Source organism: Alkalibacillus haloalkaliphilus (genome assembly GCF_007991275.1).
Taxonomy (GTDB): domain Bacteria; phylum Bacillota; class Bacilli; order Bacillales; family Alkalibacillaceae; genus Alkalibacillus; species Alkalibacillus haloalkaliphilus.
In genome coordinates, this window is the sequence record NZ_BJYA01000004.1 from 72434 (window position 1) to 84686 (window position 12253).

General features: G+C 38.4%; 17 protein-coding genes and 1 pseudogene. 2 read left to right on the top strand and 16 right to left on the bottom strand.

The features are described from left to right. The first annotated feature begins 134 nt into the window (after positions 1–134). Positions 135–2624, top strand: a complete 2490-nt coding sequence (locus AHA02nite_RS05725; protein WP_281284092.1) for a S8 family serine peptidase — start codon at positions 135–137, stop codon at positions 2622–2624. Between the two features lie 40 nt (positions 2625–2664). Here AHA02nite_RS05725 and AHA02nite_RS15075 read toward each other — a convergent pair whose 3' ends face one another. The 4 genes from AHA02nite_RS15075 to AHA02nite_RS05740 are packed head-to-tail and all read right to left on the bottom strand — an operon-like array spanning position 2665 to position 4469. Then, entirely contained in the window at positions 2665–2823 is a 159-nt protein-coding gene (locus AHA02nite_RS15075) for a hypothetical protein (RefSeq protein ID WP_170235984.1), read from the bottom strand. Between the two features lie 51 nt (positions 2824–2874). Next, positions 2875–3111: a GIY-YIG nuclease family protein gene (locus AHA02nite_RS05730; protein WP_146815265.1), complete on the bottom strand. Its 237-nt coding sequence runs from the start codon at positions 3109–3111 to the stop codon at positions 2875–2877. Between the two features lie 13 nt (positions 3112–3124). Next, complete coding sequence (locus tag AHA02nite_RS05735; protein ID WP_146815266.1) at positions 3125–3622, bottom strand: GNAT family N-acetyltransferase; 498 nt, start codon at positions 3620–3622, stop codon at positions 3125–3127. Continuing rightward, positions 3612–4469, bottom strand: coding sequence for a gamma-glutamylcyclotransferase (locus AHA02nite_RS05740; RefSeq protein ID WP_146815267.1), 858 nt, complete (start codon positions 4467–4469; stop codon positions 3612–3614). Before AHA02nite_RS05740 ends, AHA02nite_RS05735 begins: the two co-directional genes overlap by 11 nt. 106 nt (positions 4470–4575) lie before the next feature. On the opposite strand from AHA02nite_RS05740, the gene AHA02nite_RS05745 reads away from it, so the two are divergent. Continuing rightward, entirely contained in the window at positions 4576–5178 is a 603-nt protein-coding gene (locus tag AHA02nite_RS05745) for a restriction endonuclease (protein ID WP_246118822.1), read from the top strand. Positions 5179–5332: 154 nt separating this feature from the next. On the opposite strand, the gene AHA02nite_RS05750 is transcribed toward AHA02nite_RS05745, so the two are convergent. The 12 genes and pseudogenes from AHA02nite_RS05750 to AHA02nite_RS05805 all read right to left on the bottom strand — a co-directional run bounded on the left by AHA02nite_RS05750 (position 5333) and on the right by AHA02nite_RS05805 (position 12217). Further along, a complete protein-coding gene (locus AHA02nite_RS05750; protein WP_146815268.1) occupies positions 5333–6007 on the bottom strand; it encodes an HAD family hydrolase in 675 nt (224 codons plus the stop codon). Between the two features lie 21 nt (positions 6008–6028). Beyond that, complete coding sequence (locus AHA02nite_RS05755) at positions 6029–6271, bottom strand: hypothetical protein (RefSeq protein ID WP_146815269.1); 243 nt, start codon at positions 6269–6271, stop codon at positions 6029–6031. A gap of 16 nt (positions 6272–6287) precedes the next feature. After that, a pseudogene (locus AHA02nite_RS15440) lies at positions 6288–6766 on the bottom strand (GNAT family N-acetyltransferase). Positions 6767–6827: 61 nt separating this feature from the next. After that, complete coding sequence (locus AHA02nite_RS05765) at positions 6828–7613, bottom strand: MBL fold metallo-hydrolase (protein ID WP_146815270.1); 786 nt, start codon at positions 7611–7613, stop codon at positions 6828–6830. An 86-nt stretch (positions 7614–7699) separates the two neighbouring features. Continuing rightward, the gene (locus tag AHA02nite_RS05770; protein ID WP_146815271.1) at positions 7700–8170 is read right to left on the bottom strand and encodes a GNAT family N-acetyltransferase; all 471 of its coding nucleotides are present in this window, start codon (positions 8168–8170) and stop codon (positions 7700–7702) included. 16 nt (positions 8171–8186) lie between these two features. Continuing rightward, positions 8187–8585: an NUDIX hydrolase gene (locus tag AHA02nite_RS05775; protein WP_170235989.1), complete on the bottom strand. Its 399-nt coding sequence runs from the start codon at positions 8583–8585 to the stop codon at positions 8187–8189. Between the two features lie 17 nt (positions 8586–8602). Continuing rightward, positions 8603–9046: a GNAT family N-acetyltransferase gene (locus AHA02nite_RS05780; RefSeq protein WP_146815273.1), complete on the bottom strand. Its 444-nt coding sequence runs from the start codon at positions 9044–9046 to the stop codon at positions 8603–8605. A 36-nt stretch (positions 9047–9082) separates the two neighbouring features. Continuing rightward, positions 9083–9691 carry a class I SAM-dependent methyltransferase gene (locus tag AHA02nite_RS05785; protein ID WP_146815274.1) on the bottom strand — a complete coding sequence of 203 codons (609 nt, stop codon included), beginning with the start codon at positions 9689–9691 and terminating at the stop codon, positions 9083–9085. A gap of 90 nt (positions 9692–9781) precedes the next feature. Then, complete coding sequence (locus AHA02nite_RS05790; RefSeq protein ID WP_146815276.1) at positions 9782–10177, bottom strand: VOC family protein; 396 nt, start codon at positions 10175–10177, stop codon at positions 9782–9784. A gap of 170 nt (positions 10178–10347) precedes the next feature. Further along, on the bottom strand, positions 10348–10617 hold the full coding sequence (locus AHA02nite_RS05795; RefSeq protein ID WP_146815278.1) for a hypothetical protein: 270 nt from the start codon (positions 10615–10617) through the stop codon (positions 10348–10350). A gap of 209 nt (positions 10618–10826) precedes the next feature. Continuing rightward, positions 10827–11606, bottom strand: coding sequence for a divergent polysaccharide deacetylase family protein (locus AHA02nite_RS05800; protein ID WP_146815280.1), 780 nt, complete (start codon positions 11604–11606; stop codon positions 10827–10829). Between the two features lie 125 nt (positions 11607–11731). Next, positions 11732–12217 carry a hypothetical protein gene (locus tag AHA02nite_RS05805; protein ID WP_146815282.1) on the bottom strand — a complete coding sequence of 162 codons (486 nt, stop codon included), beginning with the start codon at positions 12215–12217 and terminating at the stop codon, positions 11732–11734. Between the last annotated feature and the right edge of the window lie 36 nt (positions 12218–12253).

Here is a 12253-nt window from a genome sequence, read left to right on the forward strand (position 1 = left end):
TGAATTTTAGTTCTTTTGTCTCAAGGGATTATTTGTAACTGAGACGAAATAGTTATATGTAACCTTTTATATTTAAATAAAGGAGGGTTTGTTTTAAAGGGTTTTGTTTTATTAAAAAAATTATGATGGAGGGAATGCAGTTGAGAAAAGCATTAAGTAAACCGATTTTAATTTTACTCGCTGTTCTACTTGTCTTTGGTACGATGGGCTTCTCGCCTGGCCAAGGCCAAGGAAAAGGGAACAATGCAAATAACAATGTTGGAGATCTCCAAACTAGCTCAGGTGATCTACAACGTTTAGGTACAATTCATGGTGAATTTGATCATGAATCAGAAGGACCAGTGACGGTGATTGTGGAGCTGACTGAACGTTCAGTTCTTGCCGCAAAACATAATAACGAACAACAAGATAGAGGTGACTTGGCAGCTGTCAGACAATCAGTAATGGATGACGTTTCTGAAGCTGCGCCAAGTAGTGAATTCGCACGTGAATACGACTATGTATTTAGCGGATTTTCTGTTGAAGTTAAACAAAACGAGTTACGTAGTTTAGCTGCTGTTGATGGTATTAAAGCAGTCTACCCTAACGTTGAACACCAAGCTGAAGTGATCGAATCAACTGAAATTGGTGCTCACGAAATTTCTCCAAATATGATGGACAGTGCTCCACATATTGGTGCTGACCAAGCATGGGATGAGCTAGGTTACACTGGTGAAGGTGTTACTGTAGCTGTACTAGACACAGGTGTTGATTACACTCACCCTGATCTAGAACATGCTTTCAATGATTATAAAGGGTATGACTTTGTAGATAACGATTATGACCCACAAGAAACTCCTGCTGATGATCCTCGCGGTGATTCTACTAACCACGGTTCTCACGTAGCTGGTACAATCGCAGCTAACGGTGCCATCAAAGGTGTAGCACCAGATGCGACACTTCTTGCTTACCGTGTTTTAGGTCCTGGTGGTAGTGGTACGACTGAAAATGTAGTTAAAGGAATCGAGCGCGCTGTTGAAGATGGTGCAGATGTTATGAACTTATCTTTAGGTAATACATCAAATGATCCTGACTTTGCTACATCAGTTGCACTAGATACAGCTATGGCTGATGGCGTTGTTGCAGTAGCATCTAACGGTAACAGCGGACCAGCTGATTGGACTGTTGGTTCTCCAGGTACTAGCCGTGATGCAATTTCTGTAGGTGCGACGCAGTTACCATATATGATGTATGATGCATCTGTATCAACACAAAGCGGACATGCATATGATACATCTGCTGTTATGGGACACCTTGGTGAAGATGCTCTAATGGCATTAAATGAAGGTGAATTTGAATTTGAATATGTTGGATTAGGTTCTGCAGATGAAGTTGATGGTGTCGATTTAGAAGGTAAAATCGCACTAATCGAACGTGGTGAATATCCATTCGTTGAAAAAGCTGAAAACGTAGCTGCTGCAGGTGCAGTTGGTGCGGTCATCTTTAACAACGTACCAGGTGAACAACCAGATGTACCTGGTATGGCTGTACCAACAATCAAAATGTCTCAAGATAATGGAGCATTAATGCTTCAAGAGTTAGAAGATGGTAACAATACTGTATCATTTGATATTTCTCAAGCTGGAATGACTGGCGAGTTAGTTGCTGACTTCTCATCTCGTGGACCAGTTACTGAAACTTGGATGATTAAACCTGATGTTTCTGCTCCTGGTGTAAACATTGTAAGTACAGTCCCAACGCATAACCCTGATCAACCTCACGCTTATGCTTCAATGCAAGGTACAAGCATGTCAGCACCACACGTTGCAGGTGCAGCGGCATTACTTGTGCAGGCTAACTCAGGTTGGGACACGCAAGATGTTAAAGGTGCTTTAATGAACACAGCTGAAACATTATATGATTTAGATGGTAATCGTTATCCGAATAACACACAAGGTGCAGGAAGCATCCGTGTTGCAGATGCGATCACTACTGAAACTTTAATGGCACCTGGTTCTCATTCTTTTGGAACTTTTGAGAAAGAAAATGGTAGACAAGTAGAACGTCAACACTTCGAAATTCAAAACCTTTCTGATGAGAGAAAGCGTTTTGACATGGAAGTTGAGTTCTTTGACGGTGAAGATCACATTAAAGTGAACACAAGCAACAACCTAAATGTAAATCCAGGTCAAGCTCAGAAAGTTAACATGAACGTACAAGTTGATGCGAGTGGTCTTGAAGGTGGATATTATGAGGGCTTAATTACGCTAACACATGATGATGAAGTAATTGAAATCCCTACGATTCTTTTCGTACAAGATCCTTACGAAGTATTCCAAATTGATGACTTACTAGACTTTGGAAACTTCGAGCTAAACAATGATATATTCGATGTAACATTAGGATTCAACTATGATATTGATTATGTTGATTTCGTAATATATGATGCTGGTTTAACTGCAGGTGCTGGAATAGCTACTGTTGGCGCTCAACCAGAAGGTGAGCATGATTACCAAATCGATGCCAGTGGAGTATTACCTCTTCTACCAGGCGTATTACCTTCTGATTACTACAACTTTGTCGTGTTTGTTGGTAAAGATGGTGCAGAAGAAGGTTGGGTATTAGGCGAATTTGAATTAGATTAAAACAAAAAGGATGAGCCCCGCGCTCATCCTTTTTCATTTATTAATATGGTGTAAACGAACCCTTTAATTGTTCTTTATAGCGTTCTAACTTATTGACACGTCTAAAGGTTAAAAAAGAACAAACCACAACCACCAGTAACATCCACTCATGCTCTTCTCCTCGGTTGCCAATGATGTAATAGCTTTTCAAATTATTCATAACTATAACCTCCTCCGATATATCTAATATACATCTTAGTTTGGCCTTATACTACTTAACTAACTCCTCTTTCTCCCGCTTACTAAGCTTCTTAATCGCCGCTTCTCGCTTCATCGCCTCTGATTTTGACTCGAACTCTTCTTGATAAACGAGTTCAACCGGAAGTTTAGCCCTCGTATATTTTGCCGCTTCACCCGCTTGATGCTTAGCCAAACGTGCTGCTACATCATTTGTGTAGCCAGTATACAATGAGCCGTCTTTGCAGCGTAACATATATATGTAATACATCATCTTAACTCCCTCACAAAAACTTCACCATATGCTCCTCATCATGATAAAGACCGTCATGTAATTTTATCGCATTTTTCTCTAAACCAATCGTTTCAAACCCGATATTTTCATAGAGATTTTTCGCTTGAACATTACTAGAAACTACCGTTAAATAGACTTGTTCTAACTGGTGATTCTTAGCGATCATTAATGCCTGCTCCAACAGCCTATTACCATAGCCGTACCCTCTAGCACTACTTGTCACATACATCCCAACTAAATTACCACGATGTCTCATTTTATAATACTTTTCAAACTGTAACGTTGCCATACCGACTAACGCATCACCTAAAAAAGCACCAAGACTAACCGCTTGTTCTGACTCAAGTCGTTCAGCGAAAACCTCAACTGTACGGTCTTTCTCCTCTTCAAAACTAGATGCAAAAGCTTCTGGGTTAACTTGCAATGCCTCTAACCTTAACCTACGATAAGCCTCAGCATCTTGAGCATTAAGAATTCTAATCTCCACTAATTTCTCCTCCATTCAACCGCTCAGCTCGTAACCTCACTTTCTCCAAATACGCCTCACTCACATCCGGCGCACCACCGCGTAAAATCTCTGTCAAATAATGATCCGGCGGTGCGATCTCATCTTTTTTATCTATCACAATAAAAGTAAGCATCGGGACCAAATCACCGCGGAACTTCACATCCACTATCGCTGGACGGTACATCCCAGAATGCACGCCTTCACGTTCATATAAATAATCACGTGCTGCTTCGGTAATTTCATAAACAACCCCTTCGACCGCCTCACCTTCAGCTTCTACAATGTCAGCACGTCCCCCATCTGGACGATTCACGGTAAACTGAAGTTCATATCCATCCAAACGACCGACACCTAGTCTATCAAACTCTTCAAGCTTCCCCGCCAAGTTAATTCGCTCATCGTCCATACACGACCCATACGCAAAATAATACGGCACGTTGTCTTTCAACTGCCGGTCCAATCGCCAGTCACCAAACGGTACCTCGCGCAAACTTTCAGCCTTCCAAGATTCATAATAATATGTATAAGCCTCAAACGTACCAAAATCTGTCTCTACTTCAACGACTTTTCGCTCATAATGCGAATCACCATTAGGCACGTATCCTTCTAGCTCATCAATTTTTTCTAAAAGTTCACCCGTAACACTATATACTTCACCATAAACTACTTGATCAGAATCCAAAACTAACGCTGGATAACCATTCGTCGTATCAACTAACCGCCCTGTCATCCACGCCTCTTTTGCAACACGATGCGCACCTTCAATTAATCTATGATTTCGCTCATTATACAATAAAGTACCATATACAAACACGTAATGCTCCATCGCTACCCCTCCTACTTTATCTATTATACTAATTCAAAATACGCTTACTGTCACCGTTTCAACCGCAAACTTTTTGGCAACAATAATGGTGAAAAGGAGTGATTGCATGCTTCAAACAGCGTTAACCGTCGTTTTACTCATAGGCGCGATCCATTTACTCATTATCAACCGAAAAAAACATAAACGAAATAAGCAGCTATATGAACTGCTAGACCAAAGTGAAGATTTAAAACGCACCCTTGCGATGGGACTCTACTACCGCTTCAATTTTAAAAAAGATTCCGAAACAGGTGAATTCACCGATCAAGTAAGCAACCTATTTATCCAACAAGTCGACTATGAATTCGAAGGCTTTGTAGCTGATGTGATGAGAACGAAATACGGAGGAGAGACGACTGTAACTGGAACGATTGGCGACTACGGTGTTGATATTCGTCATCACCGCGATGATGGCCTATACCTCGGCCAAGTCAAAGCTTACAAAAACAACGTCTCATTCGACCCAATCGCCATCATCCATTCCAATATGGTCCAAGAAAAAGCTGAAGGAGGATTCATCGTCACAACAAGTGACTTTACGAACCAAGCACGAAAATACGCCAGCTCACTCAACATCGAACTGATCAACGGCGAACAACTCGTCAATTATTTAATAGAAGGACTTAAGGACGAAGAAAAAGAACTCATCGGCCAGCCGAAAGAGGCGTAGGTCGATTGCGGAATTTAGGCGAACGCTTAATTAATTGAGCGTTCGCCTAATTATTGAGGATTTCGCTTAATTATCGAGAATTTCGCCCAATTATAAAGAATTTCGCTTAATTATTAGGATTTTCGCCTAATTATCAGTTCCAACCGCTGATAAATTAAATACGCCGGCTGCACAATCCTTCCACTATGTAAGGTACCTCCATCAAATCTTCTATAACAAAATCCGCTTGAACGCCATCGTATCGCTTATCTTTCATCCATACACTTTTCATACCAACATTTCGCGAGGCTTTAATATCATTTTCTGGATGGTCGCCGACATAAATGCTCTCTGCAGGCACTACATCTAATGCTTCTAATGCTTTATAGAATATTTGAGGATCAGGCTTTTTCACCCCTTCCCATTCTGATATAAGGATGGATTCAAAATAATGCTCAATCCCTAAGGCCTTAATATTATCTAATTGGAATTGGCCTCTACCATTCGTAATCACCCCAAGTATAAGGTGATGACCTAGCAAAGTTTCTAACATTCTATTAAGGTTAGGAAATGGTCTACAGCTATCTTTAAAGCGACTAATATAATCTTCAAGTAACTCCTGCCATGTCAATCCTGTAATGTTAAACTCATCGACTATCTGCTGATAGACTTTATCTTTTGATACGTAACCCCTTTGATCCAGCTCGATAAATCTCGTTATGTATTTTTCTTTAGGTATATGATCCAAAAATGTATTCAATCTGTCATGTTGTTTTTCAATAAAAACCCTCACAGACTTATCTCGATCTAACAACGTTCTATCCAAGTCGAACACGACAGCTTTGATCATGTGTTTTCTCCCTTCATGTCATTACCAACTAAAAAAGAAATACCCTAAAAACGTAAAAATAAAAAAGCTAAATGTCATAAAAAGGTTCAACACAATTCCTACCTTACTTTTACCGATCAAGCCAAACAGTGCACCAATGGGATTAACTAAGAATGTTAAAGCCCAAAAGCTATAGCCATATTGAAAAATGATATTCGGTAACCATAATGCTAGCCCTACAAATGCACAAATAATTGATAACGTTGTCCATAACTTATTACTCAAAAACTCGCTCCCCCATCTAACGACACTCCATCAACCACTTACTCCTATCCTCTATCAATCTCACTTTTGAAAATCCGCATTTCTCATAACATTTAATTGCTCTAACATTTGATACCTCAGGGTCCAAAACAACAACATTTGCATCCGTATTATCAAAAATATAACCAGTAATTGCCGAACCATTTTAGTACCAATTCCTTTATCAAAAAGGCTTGGAACACCTATAAATTGATCAACCCCATAAACTTGATCATGAGTAAAATAGCCGAATCCCACTTTCTTCTCTTCACTTAAACTATACTTTTGCATATAACCAATAGGTGTGTCACCTAACTCGACTATATAAGGGATCACTGGAACTTCTCCAGCGATTCGTGGTCCGTATTTTTCTTTAACTTTTACCAAATCAAATGGAGAATTCACATCACCATAGAACTCCAGAACCTCTTCTGTACTTAACCATTTCGCCATGGTCTCATAATCATCTTCGTTCATTTTTCTGATTAATACTTTCAAATCTAAATTCAAAATTGCACCTCAGTTCCTTTATTCAGTATTAAAATTTAACACTAAATCCGTTAAACTGATGAAGCCCTGTCCCAAAATGAATAAGATCTTTCTCTCTTAATGTTTTGACTGCATCTTTAACCTCATCCAAAATACCAGGTTTAAGTCCTATCGTATTATGTCCACCATAAATCATTGTTACATTTGGTATATTAGATATTTTTTCTAAAGATTCTACAAGATCAATAGGGTTTGTTGTTGGAAAAAAAGCATATATAGGCGTTTCATCATAAAGCAAATCACCAGTAAATAAGTAGCCTGTACTTTGATCATAGACTGATATATGACCTGGAGAATGTCCTGGAGTATGGTATATGGATAAATTACGATTCCCTAATGCTATTTCATCCCCATCATTCAACAAACCAGTAGGTACGCCTTGAAATGGTTGATACGTTTCTGGATTAAATGAATCAGGCGTAGGAATGGTAATATCACGCCCTACATCTTTCCTGACTTGCTCAATTGGTAGCTTTTTAATACCGTTGACTAGCCAATCTTCCTCGTCCTTATGAACAAAAATCTCTTTATACTCACCATGACTTCCAATATGATCCCAATGAACATGTGTCGTGATCACCATAATCGGTAAGCTTGTTAACTGATCTGTAACCCTTTTAATGTTATCGATCCCTAGCCCAGTATCGATCAATGCTGCTTTCTTTTCACCAATTAATAAATATGAGTGTACCTTCTCCCAGTGACCAAATTCACTAATAGCAAAAGTTTTACGATCTATCTGAGTAACTGTAAACCAAGAGTCTTGAATGACCACAAAATCCACCTCTCAACTTCGATTAAAAAGCTTACTTATACTAATCTCATTTTTCATTTTATCTCCTCTTCCTATCAAAATGCTTTTCAACATTCCTTCTTATAAAAAACTAAGTTAGCATACTCATTAATTCTCTTGGTTACTCCCGTTTTTAAATAACCCATCTTTTCGTACAAATAACAATTCCTCTCTTCTTCCATAATGGTCGCCAACTCCCATGACTTAGCTTGAGGAAACATTTCTTCAATTAAATTAATCGACTTCTGAGCTATACCTTTTCCTTGGTCAGCAGGAAGGATAAACATTGGGCTGATCCAAAAGTGTTCATTCTCTTTCCAATATACACAAATCGCACCTACCACCTTGTCATCAGCCGATATTAAATAAAAACCACCACTTGGATTATGTATTCTCGCTTTTACCCTATCCATAGTTTCATAACCTGGATTTGTAGAGTAATCTTTATATTCCTCCAACAAAGATTTAAATGATTTAACTTGAGTCTCGTAAATTATATCCGCATCTTGTTCTGTTGCTTTTTTTAGCTTAACTTCCACTACTTTCACCTACGTATCATTTGATTAAGGATTGAACCTTTAAAGCGATTTCCTTTGGCTTTACGTTAAGAAACGGTAGCCTAGCAATATCAACCCACATTGGTTCATAAGTTCCTCTATTTCTGCTCGAATCAGTATACTCCTCACCTTTGCCTGACCCAATTGTTCCACTTACAATTTCAGATAGGAAAAAGTATTGAGTACCATCATTAAATATTAATTTTTCAAGGCACTCACCAACCCTAACCTCAACACCTAATTCTTCTAAGGCTTCTCTTTTAGTGGCTTCCTCTGGTGTTTCTCCTTCCTCAATTCCACCACCTGGAAAGACGTAATAGACCGAACCTTCTCTAACCCTTTTAATAAGCACAACCTTCTGATCTTCAATTAGTACCACTGACCCTCTGTTTCTCAGGAGAATTCCTCCCTCTATTAACCAAGCTCCTTCACCAAAGTATAGTAACTACTACCAGGTGGATAATCTTCTATTTCACCTACAACTTTATAACCTTTAGTTTCATAAAAAGTACGAGCTTGAAACTCAAAAGTCCTTACTAGCGCTTTTGTTGCACCTTTCTCTTTAGCGATCTTCTCTGCCTTTTCAAGAATTTGGCCACCTAACCCTTTACCTCTATGCGCTTCATGAAACCAAAAATCATTAAGCTCCATCCAGCCCCAATAAACCTCGGCTGTTATGCCTCCAATCCATTCCTCATTGTGGTTAGATACAATGATATTGATTGGTTGTACAGCACCTTTTCGCCTCGCTCTTTTATTGTGCATAGATTGCTCATTATTATATTCTTTAACTTTACTATGTAAAAAAGATGAAAACTTTTCGCGATTCGTCTCTAAAACCTCAATATTATAATCCACCTTTGTCCTCCCCACACTTTTACCTAAGCGCTTGTATTATTTCCTCAAAACAACTGACTGAAAATGAAAATCCCCACCAACTGTTTCTTTTGGTACGACTTCAAAGTTTTCAATTATAAAGAACTCTGCTAATAACTGCTTGATCGATTCATCATCGTAAAAGGAGAAAAACCTCTTGGGATTATAATGATCATCTTCCCAAATCCCTTCTTGATTCCTACCTCCATAAACACCTATATAAAGTAAGCCAGAAGGTTTCAATACTCTTTTTATTTCGGCCAGCACATCTTTTATTTCCTTTCTTGAAACATGCAGTAGACAATTGAGTGCCCAGATCGAATCAAAATTATGATCTGGATAATCAAGATTAGCAAAACTCATCACTTCAGCATCTAACCCTTTTTCTTTACATAACTTAATCATTTCGGGTGATAAATCAGTGCTAATCGTATTTAGCCCTTGCTCTTTAAAATAAAGGCTATCTTTCCCTGGTCCTGCACCAATCTCTAATAAACTCTTACATCCTTCAGTTAATAGATACTCGAGAAACTTCTCTCGTTCATTAACCTTCCACTCTTGTAAACTAGATGAATTTCTTTCAACAGCTTTCTGATTGTAAGATTCAACAGTACTTTGCTTGTTCATTTGTTCACCTTCAAACTCATAATTGTTGTTTTTATATTTTAGCTGGTTAGTTTGTTAAAAATTTCTTTTCCACTCTCTTTTAATATTAAACTACTCCGGCGCTACAAGTTCTACTTTGATTCGATCTGGGTCTTCAAAGTAAACCGCATAATAATCATCTCCCCCAGCAAAAGGGTGTTGATCTGCGTAGAGGATCTTTACACCTCTTGATTTTAATTTCTCCGTCATTTCATCTACATGCTGGCGCGATTCTGCGTGAAATGCTAAATGATTAAGACCGACCCGACACCTATGATATGGAACGTCTAAAAAACGATCTTCTGCCTGGACAAAAACGATATATGTATCACCTAACTTAAAGCTACAACCGCTTTCCCATTCTTGATAAGACGTATACCCTAACCCTTCAAGGAACCAACGCCAAAAATTAGCAGACTCTTCTAAATTAGAAACATATATTTCTATATGATGTATTAAGCCTTTCATTTTCAAACCTCCTACCTTTACACGCGACATTTCTACTCAAATCCAAACTCAACAAAGGAAAAAAGCTAAAGCTATTAACGTAATAAACTATTAGATACTCAATAAGAGAGCACCTACGAGAAAGAGCAGGAGACCCATAAAAAGATGAAACCAACTTCGCTGTACATCGTTTAAATATTTTTTGCAAAATAGGAGCCAAACAAAGAGTTTCCACCAAAAAGAAATAAGACACTAGCCAATTGAAGATGACTTTGATTCGGCCACAAGATATCTACACTAATTAATGTGATGAGGATTAATGGAATAAGAAGTATACCAACAACTTTTTGTGGTTTTTCACCTTCTGTTCCTATATACTCGTAGTCTGAGTATCCAAAATTTAAAAAGCCAACAAGCCCTAATAATATTACTCCCCCTATTAGAATGTATATTAATAACAAAATGCATTTCCCCTTATAGTAAACTTTCATTTTCAGACTGCACCATAATCAGGTCACCATGGTCAGTACCGAGGACAAGGATTGTTGGTTTATAACTTGTCAAAATATGTTCCCTCCCTCTATTTACTATTCTCGCTCCAAACTTCACTCTCCTTCTCCAATCCATAAACATAAAAAAATGCCAAACTTTTTACAGTTCAGCATCCTCATTACAACCCATGATGAATCCACCGAAACTCTGGCACAAGTTCTGACACCGTCACGAACTCAACATCACCATCCACTTCCTCAATCCATTGTTTTAACGCTGTTGCCGTTTCTTTTCCAGGCCTTCCAACGTGACCGATGGCAACACATTCTTCGTTTTCTTCCAGTCGCTGTTTAATCGCCTGGCATTGTGAACGAATGTGCCTAACATTCGCCACATCGTCTAAAAAGATATGGTTCTCCACAATCGGAACACCTAACTCTTCAGCGACATCTGGCGCGACACTAAAATAATTCGACTTACTATCAACATACATCATCCCTCGCTCTTGCACAGCACTTAACACTTGCTGCATGACGCGTTCATCTTCAGTCGCTACAGACCCCATATGATTGTTAATACCAACTGCATACGGCACATCATCAATCGCCTCTTGCACTCGCTGTTTGATCTCATCGTTACCCATTTGCGTCGTAATCGCACCTTCGCCCAACTGCCTTGACGTCCCAGGTCGCCCTTCCATTGACAAATGAACAATCACTTCATGACCATTTTCATAAGCCATTATTGCTTCTTCTTGCGTATTAGGTCCAAACGGCATGACAGCGACAGTTAATGGAATATTCAAGCTTAAGATCTCCTCAGTACCTTCCAATCCATGGCCCAAGTCATCAATAATAATTGCAACCTTTTTCGTTCCTTCAACTTCCTCACCAGTTATTTCAATCACCCATATGTAAAACACCATTAGCATCACACATAAGACAACAACACGCTTCACAACGTCACGTCCCTCACTTCATTGTTGTCTTATTATTTCCTTTAGTAAAAAAGCTTATACCGTAAGAAGAGACTACCTGATTTCAAAATACGTTAAGTCCTGAAAAATCGCCACTATACAACCTGCTAATAATTTAAAAGGTGTGAAAGAACCATAGCTGAAATAAACATAACAACAGGAATCATTAAACTAAAACGCAACTTCTTCAAATCATAAAGCCTTTTCTTTTTTAACACCAAATCAGTTATGAAGTATAAAAATGCTGCTAGTAATCCCACCCAAGTAAAGTAAAAACCAAATATAAGGTGTAAGACCCCTGAGAACACAACAAATATTTTGTCTGATGTTAACTTTGAAATCAGACGAGCTATGTAATCACTTATAAGTGAAGTAATCGTTCCATAAATTAAAAAGATGGGTAACGAATACATTAAAAACACCGGTATACTTCCAAAGTAAGAATCTAGATTAACTATAAAATCATTTAATGAACTATAGCTACCACTAAAAGGGTCAAAAAAACCTAAAAATAAAGCATATATAGAACAAGAAATAGACGCAGACATTAATTTTCTAATGATTAAATAATCAATGCTTTTTTGTAATGCCAAGTAAAACCCTCCAAAAATTCAGCCCCTAATGCGCGA